13 protein-coding genes are annotated in these 15892 nt (G+C 47.1%); 2 read left to right on the top strand and 11 right to left on the bottom strand.

Annotated features, from left to right (window positions below; translation table 11 throughout):
• Positions 1–6: 6 nt before the first annotated feature.
• The 5 genes from trkA to A8806_RS24640 all read right to left on the bottom strand — a co-directional run bounded on the left by trkA (position 7) and on the right by A8806_RS24640 (position 7099).
• Positions 7–1365, bottom strand: a complete 1359-nt coding sequence (gene trkA / locus A8806_RS24660; RefSeq protein ID WP_109733827.1) for a Trk system potassium transporter TrkA — start codon at positions 1363–1365, stop codon at positions 7–9.
• A gap of 187 nt (positions 1366–1552) precedes the next feature.
• On the bottom strand, positions 1553–2467 hold the full coding sequence (locus tag A8806_RS24655; RefSeq protein ID WP_109733826.1) for a GTP-binding protein: 915 nt from the start codon (positions 2465–2467) through the stop codon (positions 1553–1555).
• Positions 2467–3831: a uroporphyrinogen decarboxylase family protein gene (locus A8806_RS24650; protein WP_109733825.1), complete on the bottom strand. Its 1365-nt coding sequence runs from the start codon at positions 3829–3831 to the stop codon at positions 2467–2469. The genes A8806_RS24655 and A8806_RS24650 overlap by 1 nt, the downstream gene beginning before the upstream one ends.
• A 36-nt stretch (positions 3832–3867) precedes the next feature.
• Positions 3868–4860 carry a radical SAM protein gene (locus tag A8806_RS24645; protein ID WP_109733824.1) on the bottom strand — a complete coding sequence of 331 codons (993 nt, stop codon included), beginning with the start codon at positions 4858–4860 and terminating at the stop codon, positions 3868–3870.
• A gap of 163 nt (positions 4861–5023) precedes the next feature.
• Positions 5024–7099, bottom strand: a complete 2076-nt coding sequence (locus A8806_RS24640; RefSeq protein ID WP_109733823.1) for an elongation factor G — start codon at positions 7097–7099, stop codon at positions 5024–5026.
• Positions 7100–7323: 224 nt separating this feature from the next.
• Here A8806_RS24640 and A8806_RS24635 point away from each other — a divergent pair, with 224 nt between their 5' ends.
• Positions 7324–8421: a prephenate dehydrogenase gene (locus A8806_RS24635; RefSeq protein ID WP_109733822.1), complete on the top strand. Its 1098-nt coding sequence runs from the start codon at positions 7324–7326 to the stop codon at positions 8419–8421.
• Positions 8422–8510: 89 nt separating this feature from the next.
• On the top strand, positions 8511–9803 hold the full coding sequence (aroA, locus tag A8806_RS24630; RefSeq protein ID WP_109733821.1) for a 3-phosphoshikimate 1-carboxyvinyltransferase: 1293 nt from the start codon (positions 8511–8513) through the stop codon (positions 9801–9803).
• Here aroA and folK read toward each other — a convergent pair.
• The 6 genes from folK to A8806_RS24600 form a co-directional block, all read right to left on the bottom strand.
• On the bottom strand, positions 9798–10619 hold the full coding sequence (gene folK, locus A8806_RS24625) for a 2-amino-4-hydroxy-6-hydroxymethyldihydropteridine diphosphokinase (RefSeq protein WP_109733820.1): 822 nt from the start codon (positions 10617–10619) through the stop codon (positions 9798–9800). The two genes, aroA and folK, sit on opposite strands and share 6 nt — an antisense overlap.
• A 2-nt stretch (positions 10620–10621) precedes the next feature.
• Complete coding sequence (folP, locus tag A8806_RS24620) at positions 10622–11440, bottom strand: dihydropteroate synthase (protein WP_109733819.1); 819 nt, start codon at positions 11438–11440, stop codon at positions 10622–10624.
• Between the two features lie 16 nt (positions 11441–11456).
• Positions 11457–11939 (bottom strand): HD domain-containing protein, encoded by a 483-nt coding sequence (locus A8806_RS24615; protein WP_109733818.1) that lies wholly within the window; start codon positions 11937–11939, stop codon positions 11457–11459.
• Between the two features lie 6 nt (positions 11940–11945).
• Positions 11946–12500, bottom strand: a complete 555-nt coding sequence (gene folE / locus A8806_RS24610) for a GTP cyclohydrolase I FolE (RefSeq protein ID WP_109733817.1) — start codon at positions 12498–12500, stop codon at positions 11946–11948.
• A gap of 19 nt (positions 12501–12519) precedes the next feature.
• A complete protein-coding gene (locus A8806_RS24605) occupies positions 12520–13818 on the bottom strand; it encodes a bifunctional folylpolyglutamate synthase/dihydrofolate synthase (protein WP_242996265.1) in 1299 nt (432 codons plus the stop codon).
• Between the two features lie 126 nt (positions 13819–13944).
• A complete protein-coding gene (locus A8806_RS24600) occupies positions 13945–15885 on the bottom strand; it encodes a glycoside hydrolase family 127 protein (RefSeq protein ID WP_109733815.1) in 1941 nt (646 codons plus the stop codon).
• Positions 15886–15892 lie beyond the last annotated feature (7 nt).

The raw sequence follows: 15892 nt of genomic DNA, 5'->3' as shown, positions 1-15892 counted from the left end.
CTGCACCTACATTAAGATATCCTGGATATCCTGGATCTGCTTTTCCATCGTTATGATAATGACACTGTCCCCAACCTTGATACAGTCATCGCCATTCGGAATAATAATCTTGCGCTTTCTTGCGATACCTGCAATCAGGTTGTTCGGCTTTAAGGATAAATCCTTTAAAGGCTTATTTGTATACTTAGTTTCTGATTTTACAATAAATTCAAGTGCCTCTACTTTTCCGTCCACCAGCTGGTACATTGTCTCTACATTTGCACTTCCCTGGGAATTCCGGCGTGCACGCACATAACTCATGATTGCATCTGCCGTTGCCGTCTTCGCGGAAACGATACTGTCAATCCCAAATTCCTCGATCATCCTCGCCCTGCGGTCCTCATTGACCTTGACAATGATCTTGGACACTCCCTGACTCTTTGCAAACAGGGACATGATAATGTTCTCTTCGTCCATTCCTGTCAGGGCTATCAGTGCGTCCGCATCCTGGATTCCTTCCTCCATAAGCAGGTCATGGTCTGACGCATCACCGTTGATGATAGTCGCCTTTGGAAGAAGCTCGCAGAGATTCTCGCACTTCTCTTCTTCTTTCTCGATAATCTTGATCTGCATCCCCAGTTTGCAGAGCTGGGTGGCAAGGTAATAGCTGACACGTCCGCCGCCGCATATGATGACCTTACGGATCTTCTCCCGCTTCTTGCCGAGCAGTTTAAAGAACAATTCAATATCTACATGGGATGCTGCCACATGGAGGCGGTCTCCTGAACGCAGAATATATTCACCGTCCGGAATCACCACATTATCGCCGCGCTCTACAGCGCACACAAGTATCTTGATCTGGAACTTGTTGTACATCTCCGCAAGGGACATGCCTGCCAGCATGCTGTTCTGGGAAAGCGGAAATTCAATGAGCTCTACTCTTCCTTTTACAAATGTCTCTATCTTGCTTGCATCCGGAAACAGTAAAAGACGGGCAATCTCTCCTGCCACTGCCAGTTCAGGATTTACTGCCATGCTCAGGTGCAGGTCCTCCTTTAAAATATCAATCTGTTGATAATAAATCGGATTACGCACCCTGGCAATCGTGTGCCTGGCCCCGAGCCTTCTTGCAATGAGACAGCTTAACATATTGCACTCATCCGTAGATGTGCATGCGATAACCAGGTCCGCATGCGGTACATCTGCCTCCTTCTGTACTGCTACACTTCCCCCATCGCCGGTCACACAGAAAATATCAAGCCGGTCAATAGCAGCACGCAATTTCTTTTCATTGCTGTCGATCATTACAATATCGTAATTCTCTGCGGAGAGCTGTTTTGCCAGCTTATAGCCGACTTTACCGTCTCCAATGATGACTATCTTCATTTGTCTACCCTCAACTTCATTCTTATACCTTATTGAATCTTTCTATAAGGTATGTAATCGCTATTTTTCCATAATGGCAGAGCAATTATAGCACTTTTGAATCGTAAATACAATCGTTTTGCAGATTTCTTAATAAATATTAAACCGGGTCTGCGAAAGGGATAAAATAAGCCGGCCAGCGGCCGGCTTATTTTATGATTTCAGCGATGTCAGGATACCATTCCATTGCCTTTTTAATGGCTCTTTTCGTGGGCAGCCCATTGCCTGAAAGAACGACCAGATCGTTTGTCACTCCTAAACTGCCTTTGAATACTTCTGCATGGAACATTTCCCCGGTGCAGCTGATCAGGTAACAGCCCTCCTGAAGTTCTATGATTCCTTTCACACGGTACGTGTCAATTAAGAACATTTCCAGAAATTTCTGCAGCGTATATAGTGTCTGGTTCTCTTTAATGTGCAGCAGGTATTTACGCAGAGTGATATCCGCACTTTGCATCAGGTCCGCATCTTCCCCACGGGCCTCTGACATGCGGTCGAGCCATTCTTTCTTTATACGGCCGAACGTAGTCTCGTAGACAGGGACATCCGGCCGGTGGTTACGGATTGTTTTTCTGATATCTGCGACAGTTTCCGGCGTGGCAAGGTCTGTCTTATTGATCAGGACCATATCGCTGACTGCTATCTGCTTTTTTACCACGACCGCCGTCCCATACACTTTAAGGAACTGCTTTGCATCAATCAGGCAGATGCTCCCCATGTATTCGGCAGACTCGAATTTTCCTTCCTGATCCAGGATTTTTCTTACGTTTGTCGGGTTGGAAAGGCCCGATGCTTCTATTATAATAACATCAGGCTGCCTGACGAGTGCCTTTTCGAGCACTTCTTCAAATTTATCCAATCTGCACGAACAGAAGATCGAACCATTATTGATCTCATCCAGAACCATACCGAGCTCATCCAGAATTCTGCCGTCAACTCCTTCTTTTCCGAATTCATTTACAATCAGGTGAATGCGTTCCCCTGAAAATTCCTTTATAAAGTTTTTCAGAAAAGTAGTTTTACCGGCTCCTAAGAAGCCGGTAATTAAATACAGTCTGCTCATTATTTCATCACAGCCCTGATAGCTGCTTCCAGATCTTCTTTTGCCGGTACAAGAGAGCGGAATTTTAACTCTCCGTTAATGTACATGGACGGAAGATTCGGCACTCCCATCTTCTTGCAGCGTGCAATGTTCTCTTTGATGGTGAACTTATATTCTACCATGTCGATTGCATCTCCAAATGTCTCTTTTGCCTCCTTTGCGGCACCCATCATATAAGTGCAGGCAGCACAGGTCGCAGAATCCAGTGTGAAGACTTCCACAAGCGGTTTCTCAAGATGCCCGTAATCCGGAAGTTCCACTTCTATCTCTTCGTCTGCGGCAACATAGTTCTTCAGAATTTCACGCACGGCATCCGTCTCGTGTATCGCCTGTACCGCACCGATCGTATTTTCAACCGGCACCGCATAAGGCATATCACATCCGGGAGCAAGGATGAAGTTTTTCTTGTCCTCCAGTTTATCCAGAAGATCAACCACAAACTTCATGTTGTCCTGCTGTGTCCCATGCAGCATGACCGTTGTCAAAGGAATATTCCCTCCGATTGCCACATTATATTTATCCGTAATCTTCTTGGCAGCAAACAGGTCAACGTTTTCATCGATGGAAATGGAATCCGGCTTTGTCTGGCACATCACTTCTATGTTCCTCGTAGCGTCCCCACATACGAAGAAGGAAGAAAGTGCCCCTAATTCACGGATATGGGCAAATAATTTACTGAACGGCTCGCTCATAAACTGTTCAAAGTGATCAGAAGAAATCTGGGAGATCAGCGGGTCAACCACTGCAATCACATCCATGCCTGCCTCGATATAATACTCTGCCATCTTCATTGCAATCGCATTACAGTATGCCAGAAATTCAATCACGGCATCCTCATCGTCATACATATCCATAAAAATATCATTTCCACGCAGGTGTGTTGCAAGTGTAAACGGTCCGCAGATCAGTCCGTATAAAGCTGTCGTACCGCCTACTGCTTCTTTCATTCTTCTCATCACATTCAGAATCATCGGAATACGTCCTGATTCTTTCGTCGGTATCGTGCAGTAGCAAGGTGTTTCCAGATCTTCCGTGCCTTCCAGCGGATGTTTTGCAACAGACGGCGGAGCATCTTTCGCCCATACGAGATCACATCCCAGACATTCGGCCTCCACCTGCAGGTCAAAGATCACCGGCTGCCCGGATGGTTTATAAAGCTTGTTTACCTCCATCAGTGACTGAAACAGCTTTTCTTCGTCCTGTAAGACTTCTGTTGCATCATACCCGAGAAGGCTGCCCGCATGCACGCCTGCAAACGGTATCCATGCTACCTGCTCTGTTTCCTCATGGTGCAGTGTTTTCAATAATAATTCTTTCTGATTCATGTTTGTATCTCTCCTTTAATATTTATAATTATTTTTTTATGCACGAGTCACATATTCGGCCTGGGCCAGCATATCTTTTACATTCTGAATGGAAAAACCGCGTCCGTTCCCGGTCTCCGCGTTTACATCCCTCGGATTCATCCCGACTTCCGCATATAACTGGTTCACACCTGCTATCAAAGCCATCGCCTTTGGTTCATGAACATTCATAGACTTCTTCGGTCTCGTAACAAGTCTTGCCGCTGCAGCGATTTTCGTCAGTTCCAGATCTGTAATCTCCCCCTTCTCATAAAGAGGAGTCCCCGGGACACCGACACGTTTCATACATGCCATGACATTTACATCATATGCCCTTGCACGCAGCATCTCATCCGCGATCTGGCCGTATGTATGCTCGGGCCCAATCGGTTCTACACAGTAGATCAATTCCAATCCGGCATTTTTAAGGGCGTCGAGTGTGGCGATTCTCTTTTCCACCGGGAGGTCTGTATCAATTCCCTCATTCATTCTTACAATATGGTATACCCCCGTAAAACCGGCCTCTTTCAGACGTACTGCTGTGTCCTCATTAAAATCACCGATATTGGCAATAAACATCATGTCCTCTGGAAGCAGTTTTTTTACTTCTTTGGCAATCTGGAGAAATTTTTCTATACTGTAATCTGCAGTTGTCATCAGAAACAGTGCATCTGCCTTTTCTTCTACGATCCACCTTGCCTGCTGAAGAATCTCTTCCAATGACTTTTCGGATTTTTCCTCTGCCACAAAATTGTCTTTCCCAAGTGAACAAAATTTACAATTACCGGTGCACGGTGCGCTGTTCAGACCGATCTGTGCAAAAACATATCCTCTTTGTCCGAATTCTTTTCTTGATAATTCATTTGCCTTTTGAATCAATGTGTAAAAATCTGCCGACTGATTGTTGATACTCAGCAGTTCCAGCGCATCTTCTTTCGTCAAATCCTCATTCGCATCTACTTTAGCAAATATCTCTTCAAGTCTGCTGCTTTGTAATCCCTCTGTATTCATATAATGTCACGCCTCCGTTCTTTTCTGTTCTTATCATATAAATTTCAAGAACTTTCTTCCTGTACTTTTTTTTGATATTTTGTAATAAATAAGGATGATATGAATAAATGCACAAAAAAACTCCGTACAGCCGATTTTCATCAAGCCATACGGAGTGCTTATTCTATTCTTCCGCAGCCCTTGCTGCAATTTCCTTCTCCTGTACATCAGACGGTGCCTGCTCATATCTTGCAAATTCATAAGCATAAGTGCCGCGGCCTCCAGTCATGGATCGGAGTACTGTACAGTATCCGAATAATCCTGTCATCGGGATATCTGCTTCGATCACCTGCTTACCACCCGCTATCGGATTCATTCCGAGCACGCGCCCACGTCTCTTGTTCAGATCACCCATAACATCACCGGTATATTCATCCGGAACTGTCACTTTCAAGGAAGCGATTGGTTCAAGGAGAACCGGTCCTGCCTCCATAAAGCCTTTCTTAAATGCCTGGACTGTAGCCGTCTTAAACGCCATCTCTGAGGAGTCAACCGGATGGTAAGATCCATCATACAGGATCGCCTTCACACCTACAACCGGGTATCCTGCAAGTGGTCCCTTCACAACGGAATCCTGAAGGCCCTTCTCTACTGCCGGGAAATAATTCTTCGGCACTGCCCCGCCGACAACAACCTCTTCAAATATATATGGCGTCTCAAGGTCGCCTGATGGTTCGAACTTCATCTTAACATGGCCATACTGTCCATGTCCGCCTGACTGCTTTTTATACTTTGTATCTACATCAGATTTCTTGCGGATCGTCTCCCTGAATGCTACCTTAGGCATTTCCAGAATGACATCTACTTTATATCTGGAAGCAAGCTTGCTCACTGTAATCTCCAGATGCTGGTCCCCCATACCATAAAGTAAAGACTGACGGTTCTCACTGTCATTGACAGCCTTCAGAGTCATATCTTCCGCCATCATCTTAGCCAGAGCCTGTGATACCTTGTCATCATCGCCTTTGGTCTTCACTGAATACTTCATATATGTATAAGGAACAGAAAAGTCTGTCCTTGCGAAAGATACCGGCGTTGCCTTTGTGGAGAGCGTATCCCCGGTGCGTGTGTTGGAAAGCTTCGCAATCGCTCCGATATCACCTGCAAATAATTCTGTCACTTCCGACGGCTTATTCCCGCACATGGTATAAATCTTGCCCGGCTTCTCTTCTGCATCCGAGTCCGCATTATAGAGCACATCATCGCCCTTGATAACACCTGAGCATACTTTTACGAAGGAATATTTACCGATGAACGGGTCTACCATTGTCTTAAAGACATATGCTGTCTTAGCCTTTGAGAATTCATAGTTCGCTTCAAAGATCTCGTTCGTCCTGCGGTTCAGTCCTGCACAGCTCCTTCTGTCCGGGCTCGGGAAGAATCTTACAATATCAGATAACAGGTTTGCAACTCCCTGTGCCTGCAGATTGGACCCCATAGCTACAGGAACGATGTCCCCGTCCATAACCTCTGTACGCATGGCTGCACGAATCTCTTCTACGGAGAACTCTTCCCCTGCAAAATATCTCTCCATGAATTCATCACTCGTCTCGGCTACTGCCTCCATCAGTGAATCTCTCAGGATCTCGAGGTTCGGCAGACAGTAATCCGGAATCTCGCATTCCTCTCTCTGTCCGATATCTGTATATCTTCTTGCCGCATTCTTAATAACATTAATATATCCAACCAGCTTCTCATTCTCACGGATCGGCTGGAAATGAGGTGCTATCTTCTTCCCGTATCTCTCTGTCAGGTCTGCCACCACCTGGCGGAAGCTGGCATCATCCACGTCCATCTCTGTGACATAGACCATACGCGGGAGATTGTACTTATCGCACAGTTCCCATGCCTTCTCCGTACCAACCTGTACGCCGGCCTTACCGGATACAACAATAACAGCTGCATCAGCTGCACTTACTGCTTCCTCTACCTCACCGACAAAGTCAAAGTATCCCGGTGTATCCAGAATATTGATCTTAGCCTTCTCCCACTCAACCGGGATCAGAGTTGTGCTGATAGAGAATCCGCGTTTCTGCTCTTCTTTATCAAAATCACTAACCGTATTAGAATCGGAAATCTTACCCATACGGTTCGTTGCCCCTGATACATACAACATCGCCTCTGCCAGGCTCGTCTTGCCACTTCCGCCGTGGCCAAGCAATACTACGTTCCTAATCTCGTCTGTTCTGTAAACCTTCATGCTGCTGCCTCCTTGTGTGTCGTTATTATGCGCATGCTTTATAATGTACTTCCGGCGCACACGTGTTATGTGTATATTGTACTAAAAAACGAGTCGTATTACAACTGCTTTATGAATTTTTAACAAAGATTTTTTGCTTCGAAAGTCCGTTTACTTTTCCCCGTTAAAATGGTAAACTGGTTAATGTGAAATTTATTAGATTACTACCAGAAAGGACTTACAGTATGATGACTAAAAAGATTGGATTTATTGGTCTGGGGTTGATCGGCGGTTCTATTGCCAAGGCTGTGCGGCAGTATTTTCCGGAATACGAGCTGCTGGCTTTTGATAAGAGTAAAGAGACACTGGCTTTGGCGGTTCAGGAGGGGACGATCCATACTTCCTGCTCTTCAATAGATGAAAATTTCAGGGGGTGCGCTTATATATTTCTATGTGCCCCGATTGCTTATAATACAGCTTATCTCAGCCAGCTTAAGGATTTCGTAGGTTCAGAATGTATCCTGACGGACGTGGGGAGCGTAAAGAGCTCTATCCATGAAGAGATCATACAGCTCGGGCTGGAAGAGAATTTCATCGGCGGGCACCCGATGGCCGGTTCCGAAAAAAGCGGGTTTGTGAATTCAAAACCGGTTCTGATCGAAAATGCCTACTATATTCTGACGCCTTCGGCAAAAGTTTCCCCGGCAAAGGTAGATGCATACAGGGAATTTGTAACGGCACTGAAGGCACTCCCTGTTGTCCTGGACTACGAGGAGCATGATTATGTCACCGGGACGATCAGCCACCTGCCCCACATTATTGCTTCCAGTCTCGTAAATTTTGTGCGCGATACGGATACGAAGGATGAGCTGATGAAGAATCTGGCTGCAGGGGGATTTAAAGATATCACGCGTATCGCCTCCTCCTCCCCTGTCATGTGGCAGCAGATCTGTTTGAAGAATAAGAAAAATATTTCCCAGATACTGGAAGATTATATCGGAGTGCTTCAGGAAGCGAAGAAAGCGGTCGACGAGGGGGCGGAGGGCGAGCTCTATTCCCTTTTCGAGGATTCTAAGGACTACAGGGATTCCATGCCGAATAGTTCGGCAGGCCCTATCAAGAAAAGCTTTGCACTCTACTGTGATATTATTGATGAGGCCGGCGGTATTGCAACCATCGCTACCATTCTTGCGAGCAACAATATCAGTATTAAGAATATCGGGATTATACATAACAGAGAGTTCGAAGAGGGTGTACTGAGAATTGAATTCTATGACGGACCTTCTTCCAATAAGGCGGCGGAACTCTTGAAGAAATACAGATACATTGTTTATGAAGTGTAATGTGTACAGCGCGGTGCACGGCCCCGTAAATAGTAACTGTGCAGATGCAGAAATACACACAAGGATACAGAAAGGATATACAAAAATTTATGGAATTAACGAATATTACAGGATTAAGAGGGGAAGTTTCCGTTCCCGGCGACAAATCTATTTCCCACAGGTGCATTATGTTTGGGTCCATCGCGAAAGGGACGACTGAGATTCATAATTTTCTGGAAGGTGCCGACTGTCTGGCTACGATCAATTGTTTCCGCAGGCTCGGGATCGATATCGTCGAGGACGGTGATATCATTACCGTACATGGAAAAGGATTGCACGGACTGAGTGCCCCGGACGATATACTGGATGTAGGCAACAGCGGAACGACTACCCGGCTGATCTCAGGCATTCTTGCCGGACAGTCCTTTGACTGCAAGATTTCCGGGGATGATTCCCTGAATTCACGTCCCATGAAACGGATCATCGACCCGCTGACCCGCATGGGGGCGAATATATCCAGCATTCTCCGCAACGGGTGTGCCCCTCTCTATATCACAAAAGGCTCCCTCCACGGGATTCATTATATCTCCCCGGTCGCTTCCGCACAGGTCAAATCCTGTATCCTGCTTGCAGGACTTTACGCAGACGGGGAAACTTCTGTCATGGAACCGAGTCTTTCCCGGAACCATACGGAACTGATGCTGAAAGAATTCGGGGCCGACCTGACCACGAAGCACGAACTGGATTCTACAAGGGCGACGGCATCCATCCGTCCCTGCGAAGAATTGTACGGCCAGAAGATCATGGTGCCGGGAGATATCTCCTCTGCGGCATACTTCATAGCCGCCGGCCTGCTTGTCCCTGATTCCGAAATCCTCATCAAAAACACTGGAATCAATCCGACCCGTGCAGGTATCCTGAAAGTATGTGAAGATATGGGCGGGGATATCACACTCCTGAATGAGCGCACCGAAGGCGGGGAAAAGATTGCCGATATACTGGTCCGTTCCAGTAAACTTCACGGTATAACGATCGAAGGGGATATCATCCCGACCCTGATTGACGAAATTCCTGTCATTGCGGTCATGGCCGCTGTGGCAGAAGGCACAACAATCATACGGGACGCTTCGGAACTGAAGGTAAAAGAAACTGACCGGATCGAGACAGTCACCGACAACCTGACTGCAATGGGCTGCGATGTCACCCCGGCTTTTGACGGAATGGTGATAAATGGCGGCAAGCCGCTTCACGGAGCCACGATCCACACGCTTCTGGACCACAGGATTGCGATGGCTTTCAGCATTGCAGCACTGGTTGCGGAGGGTAATACAAATATCCTTGACAGCCACTGTGTAGATGTATCCTATCCAACCTTTTACGATACTTTTGAGCAGCTCTTATAGGCTGCTCATTACTTCCTCCAACATCTCCCGCACTGTCTTCCCATTCCCCGGATGGTGCTTGTAAGGTGCAATCTCATGCAGCGGCTTTAAGACAAAATCCCGCTTCTGCACTTCAACATGCGGGATGCATAACGTATCTGTCCCCATAATGAGGTCATCATAAAAAATGATATCCAGATCCAGTGTCCTCGGCCCCCAGTGGATGATGCGCTCCCGTCCGGCCTCCTGTTCAATCTCATGAAGGGCTTCCAATAGTTCTTCCGGAGTGAGCAGTGTCTTCAGTTCAAGGCAGCCGTTCAGGAAATCATCCTGGTCTGTCACGCCGTAGGGAGGAGTTACCAGCCAGGACGATGTCTTTTCCACACGGCAGCCCTCCCACGCGTCGAGTGCCTTTACTGCGCCGTCCAGATACTGTTGTTTCTCTCCCATATTCGAGCCTAGGGCAATATATGCTGTGTGCCACTGCCGTTCAATCTTTACGGAAACATATTCCAGAGGCAGTCCTACCGGCGCCCACGGCTTCTTTACTTCCAGTTCTACTTTCTGTAAATGCTCTGTATGCAGGAGAAGTTCTTCTGCCAGACTCTCCGCAGCCCGCTCGATAAGCTTAAATGTATGCCTCTTTAAGTACGCATCGATAAACTGGCTCACTTCCCCGTAGTGGATGGATGCGGTTAAGTCGTCCGTCTTTCCCGCACGCCGCGTATCTGTATATAAGGTGGCTGAAACAAGGAACTTCTGCCCCAGTACATTCTCCTCCGGGAACACACCGTGCTTTGCAAATACCTCTAAATTTTCTATCTTAATTTTATCCATGATCATACCCCCTGATGCTCCCTCATGATTGCTTCAGCCATCTTAAGCGCACGCTTATTCGCCTTCACATCATGTACCCTGACAAATGCGCAGCCGCTTAACATTCCCATGACGGTTGTCACTAATGTACCTTCTTCTCTCTGGTCCGCAGGGAGATCCAGCGTCAGACCGATCACCGACTTTCTGGAAGTGCCAAGCAAAACCGGATACCCCAGAAACTGCAGACGGTTCAATTGTTTGATAATCTCCAGATTCATCTCATAAGTCTTGCCGAATCCCACACCCGGGTCAAGAATAATCTTGTCCTTCTTAATCCCGGCTTTTCTGGCAATATTTACACTCTTTTCCAGATCCATCAGCACATCTGGAAGGAAGTTCTGGTATTCGGCCTTCTCCCTGTTATGCATCAGACAGCAGGCCGCCCCGCTTTCTGCAATCAGTAAGGCCATGTTTTCATCGTATTTCAGCCCCCAGATATCGTTTACCAGACCGGCTCCTGCTTGAAGGGCCGCCCTTGCGACACGGCTTTTATAAGTGTCAATGGAAACTGGTACATCAAACTCTTTCTTTAGCTTCTCAATGACAGGCGCCGTACGTTCGATCTCCTCTTCTTCTGAGATCTGTACGTGTCCCGGACGCGTGGACTCTCCGCCCACATCCAGAATATCCACCCCCTCCATGACCATCTCCTGCGCATGCGTAAGTGCTGCATCGAGACGGCTGTAACGCCCGCCATCAGAAAAAGAATCCGGTGTTACATTCAGAATTCCCATGATATATGTATGATTGTCTGTGTCAAATTCCCTGCTGCCTATGATCATATGATTATCAATCCTTTCACCACTTTATTTCCATGTTTTTCTTTTCCCTGCTCCAATTGCATTCCGGTTCGGCCGGACACATACAGCATACTCTGGAGAGCTTGTCGCTTTCATATAAAAGCCTTCCCAGTACCGACATCCCTTCCTTGCTTCTGCGATGTTCCAGAATTGCCTTAAGGATCATCTGCTTTTCTTCTTCTGTAAAGGAGTCTGTGTCCGTAAGTATCTGCCCTGCTATCTTAATCCCCGCTATTTCATGGGGTGTGCCATCCTCATACTGCCTGTATTTACCGATATCATGTAAAAGGGCCGCCGCATAAATGAGCTCTTTTTTCATCCCCAGATCTTCTTCCAGATTACGGATATAGGCAATCCTCGCCACATCAAGAAGGTGCGTTATCTGGTGGCGGCAGAATATCCGATCCTTTTCTGCTTCCTCCAGTAATGCATAGCTTTCCCGGTAAAGTGGATGGTTCCTGATTTTTTCTATTGCTTCCATAATATTCTACCTGAGCATCTGGAAAAACTGGTTTGTAAGTTCCGTATTCTCCAGAAATTCGCCGCGTTTGACGATTGTAACTGTCTGGCTCCCCGGCTTTTTGATTCCCCGCATGGTCATGCACATATGCTCCGCCTCGATCATGACAAGGACCCCTTTCGGATTCAGATTCTCCATCAGGGCATCTGCGATCTGCCCCGTCAGCTGTTCCTGAAGCTGCAGCCTCTTGGCAAACACCTCCACGGTCCTTGCAAGCTTACTTAAGCCCACCACTTTTCCGTCCGGTATATAAGCGATATGGGCCTTTCCATAAAACGGGAGCAGATGGTGTTCGCAGGTCGAATAGAAGGTGATATCTTTCTCAATCACCATCTCATTATCATCGACATGGAACGTCTTTTTCAAATGTTGTGCCGCATTCTCTTCCATCCCCCCGTATATTTCTTCATACATCCGCGCAATCCTGTCGGGTGTATCTTTCAGCCCTTCACGTGTAATATCTTCCCCGATTCCTTCCAGCAGAAGCTTAACTGCCTGCTTTACTTTTTCCTGATCTATCATAATGTCTCCTTATATGGCTCTACTTTGCTGTCTGACATCCAGACTCTGCCATCTTCATGACCTGTCCTAAATAGGACAGGGAACCAAAAGCCAGTATTACATCCTCTGCACCTGCCACATGGTATGCCGCACCGACTGCCGCACCGATATCAGATACCGCCTCCACACCGGGGCAGTATGGCTCCACTGCTTCCTTAAGTTCTTCCGCTTTCAGGGTGCGCCCTGTATCCGGCAGGTCTACCGTATAGATCTTTTCTGCCAGCGGGGCCATGATCTGTGCGATCTTTGTGTATTCCTTGTCTTTGAATACACCCATAATAAAGATCAGCCTTCTGCCCGCGAAATAATGTTCCAGTGTTTCCCGCAGCTTTAAAGCCGCATCCTCGTTATGTGCCCCGTCTACGATAAACAGAGGCTCCTTATGAATGCAGGTAAACCTCCCGGGCCAGCTTGTTTTCGCAAAACCGTCCCGCACAGCTTTTTCTGTGATATGGAATCCGTTTTCATTCAATCCGTCTATCAATTCAAGAACCGTAACTGCATTACTAATCTGATGTCTTCCCGCCAGTGGAATATGGATATTCTTCCATTTCCCGCAGGTAAATTCCTGTCCGTCCCAGTTCTCCTTAAGCACCACCGCATCTTTTACAGAAGCCGTATACATCCTGCATGAGAGCGCGTCTGCCTTATCCTTTAAAATCTTCATGACTTCCGGCTTCTGCCCTGCCGTCACCACAAAGCATCCCGGCTTGATGATGCCTGCTTTATTACCGGCTATTTCTTCCAGTGTATCCCCTAAAAATCCCATATGGTCCCGGCTGATGGATGCAAAAACGGCAGCAGCCGTACGCTCCACAATATTCGTGGCATCAAGCGTGCCGCCCAGACCGGTTTCCAGTACAACGATATCACAGTTCTTCTTTTTAAAATACAAAAAAGCTATTGCCGTCTCGACCTCAAATACAGTGGGGCTTGCTTCCCCTGAGGTTTCCATACGTGCAATAGCTTTCTGAACTTCTTCCACTAATCCGGCGAAATCTTCTTCCGGTATCCATTCTCCGTCTACCTGAATCCGCTCTAAATAGGAAACCACTGTTGGCGATACATATCTCCCGGTCCTGTATCCTGCCTCACTTAAGATTGTAGAAGTGTATGCAAGCACAGATCCCTTTCCATTCGTTCCTGCGATATGTATGAACGTAAGGTCATCCTGAGGATTCCCAAGTTCACGCAACAGACCTCGAATCGTATCCAAGCCAAGTACACTTCCGTATTTCGACACTTCGTCCAAATATACCCTTGCTTCTTTATAGGTCACGTTTCTCGTTTCCTTTCCTTTTTTAAAATATCTAAATATGCCTTGTCGTGATTTCATTATCACTGTTGTCCATCATAGCACTAAATCAGATATATCACAAGGAAAATTTTTACCGGTCTAATCATCTTATATCCATTCTTTTACCCATACTGTCATCTCCCCTTTGCCCCTGTTATTCCAGTATGCATAGGGGATGGCCCGTACTTCTGTCTTCAAAAACTTTGGTTTTTCTTCTTTGTACAGCTCGCCCGGGGCCCAGCTGTCTGCCGCAATGCGGTATCCGTCTGCCGACAATACCCATGTCCCCCCGAAGAGTTCCGGGTCCAGCCGCATTGCGGGCCGGGTCGAGGTATCCAGATAAATTCCGGAAAGATTCGCGCCGTTATCTGCTTCTTCCAATGCATAAACAAGCGGCCCGTTCATCATGCACACTTTACCCTCATCGGCGCGTACGGCAGGATTTGCCCTGATGAAACGTGGTTCCGAACGAAACCGGACTTCCAGTGTCTTCCCGCTGAAATCACCGCTTATGTATGCATAGCCTTTTTCTGCCGTATAGACAGCCTCAGTACCGTCCTGAAAGATACGGTAATCAACTGCATAATCCGGAATCCGAAGTGCAAGTGTCATCCGTCCTGCTTCACCGTGAATCCGAAGGGAATATGTATTTTTATAGGGAAATTCCGTTTCCAGACTGACCCGGATTCTGCCACCTTCTAATTCCAGTTCTGTTTCATTTCCTATGAAAAGGTTGACAAACAGTGTGTGTTTATCATACCCGTATATATACTGCCCCAGCGAAGAAAGAGTCCTCGCGATATTGGGAGGGCAGCACGCAACCCCGAACCATTTCTGGCGAATGCTTTTTACATGCTCTTTGGAGGTGCGCTCCATGCAGTTATCCGGCCATACTTCCAGTGGATTTACATAGAAGAAACTTTTTCCATCCAGGGCAATGCCTGCAAGAACAGTATTATACAAAGCGCGCTCTGCCACATCAATGTATCTGGCATCGCGGGTTATCTGGGCCATTCTTCTCCCAAACAGTACCAGCCCAATCGAAGCACACGTTTCCCCATAATTGCAGTCATTCGGCAGGTCATAATCCGTTGTAAAACGTTCCAGAATACCGGAAGAACCGATCCCGCCGGTCACATACATTCTTCTCTGTACGATATTGTCCCAGAGTTTCGTGCATGCTTCAAAAAGTTTTTCATCATGGTACAGGTCTGCAAGATCTGCCATTGCGGAGTATAAATACACGGCGCGCACGGCATGCCCTTCTGCCGTCCTTTGTTCCCTGACCGGAAGGTGGGACTGGGAATACTCTGGCTGGTAGTCTTCAAATTCCGGGAAGATATTCCGGAATCCTTCCTGTTCCATCTCCTTCAGAAAGTAGTTTTTCTCTCCCGTGCCTCTTACATCAATGAAATACTTAGCCGTTTCCAGATACTTTCTTTCCCCGGTCACCTCATACAGACGCACGAGGGCAAGCTCAATCTCTTCATGTCCCGGCATCCCGTGAAGCTTTCCTTCTTCTGGTCCGAATGTATCTGCGACAAGATCTGCCATGCGGCAGACAATCTCGAGAAATCTTCTTTCACCGGTCGCCTGATTATATGCAACGGCGGCCTCTATCATGTGTCCCAGTGTATATAGTTCATGTCCCTCACAAAGATTCTGAAATCTTTTGCCCGGTTCCTTCAGTATAAAATAGGTATTAAAATATCCGTCCGGCTGTTGTGCGCGGCCGATCAGGTCAATCACACCGTCTGCACGTTTTTTCAGTTCTGCATCCGGTTCTGCCGCCAGCGTATACGCCACGGCTTCCAGCCATTTTGCCACATCGGAATCCTGAAAGACCGCTCCAAAGAACTCTCCATCTGACTCCCCTGCCGCGATCCGGAAATTTTCGATGCAGTGGCTGGGCGGCGCATCCTCAATCTGGTCGTTCATTGCCCTCCACTGGTAGTCCAGTATTTCGGACTTTACCAGTTGCGTATGCCTGTCCCAGAAAGGGTCCTTAATCTTTACGTCCTTTAAATCTGCCAGTTTTAATTTTTCCATCTTTTTC

Source organism: Faecalicatena orotica (assembly GCF_003149245.1).
Taxonomy (GTDB): domain Bacteria; phylum Bacillota; class Clostridia; order Lachnospirales; family Lachnospiraceae; genus Faecalicatena_A; species Faecalicatena_A orotica.
This window is presented reverse-complemented; position numbering and strand designations above follow the sequence as displayed.

What these genes read in the sequence shown, in the direction of transcription:
- aroA (WP_109733821.1), top strand. Translation starts at nt 8,511, where the DNA reads ATGGAATTAACGAATATTACAGGATTAAGAGGGGAAGTTTCCGTTCCC.
- folK (WP_109733820.1), bottom strand. Translation starts at nt 10,619, where the DNA reads ATGGATAAAATTAAGATAGAAAATTTAGAGGTATTTGCAAAGCACGGT.
- A8806_RS24640 (WP_109733823.1), bottom strand. Translation starts at nt 7,099, where the DNA reads ATGAAGGTTTACAGAACAGACGAGATTAGGAACGTAGTATTGCTTGGC.
- A8806_RS24650 (WP_109733825.1), bottom strand. Translation starts at nt 3,831, where the DNA reads ATGAATCAGAAAGAATTATTATTGAAAACACTGCACCATGAGGAAACA.
- A8806_RS24655 (WP_109733826.1), bottom strand. Translation starts at nt 2,467, where the DNA reads ATGAGCAGACTGTATTTAATTACCGGCTTCTTAGGAGCCGGTAAAACT.
- folE (WP_109733817.1), bottom strand. Translation starts at nt 12,500, where the DNA reads ATGATAGATCAGGAAAAAGTAAAGCAGGCAGTTAAGCTTCTGCTGGAA.
- folP (WP_109733819.1), bottom strand. Translation starts at nt 11,440, where the DNA reads ATGATCATAGGCAGCAGGGAATTTGACACAGACAATCATACATATATC.
- A8806_RS24615 (WP_109733818.1), bottom strand. Translation starts at nt 11,939, where the DNA reads ATGGAAGCAATAGAAAAAATCAGGAACCATCCACTTTACCGGGAAAGC.
- trkA (WP_109733827.1), bottom strand. Translation starts at nt 1,365, where the DNA reads ATGAAGATAGTCATCATTGGAGACGGTAAAGTCGGCTATAAGCTGGCA.
- A8806_RS24645 (WP_109733824.1), bottom strand. Translation starts at nt 4,860, where the DNA reads ATGAATACAGAGGGATTACAAAGCAGCAGACTTGAAGAGATATTTGCT.
- A8806_RS24600 (WP_109733815.1), bottom strand. Translation starts at nt 15,885, where the DNA reads ATGGAAAAATTAAAACTGGCAGATTTAAAGGACGTAAAGATTAAGGAC.
- A8806_RS24635 (WP_109733822.1), top strand. Translation starts at nt 7,324, where the DNA reads ATGATGACTAAAAAGATTGGATTTATTGGTCTGGGGTTGATCGGCGGT.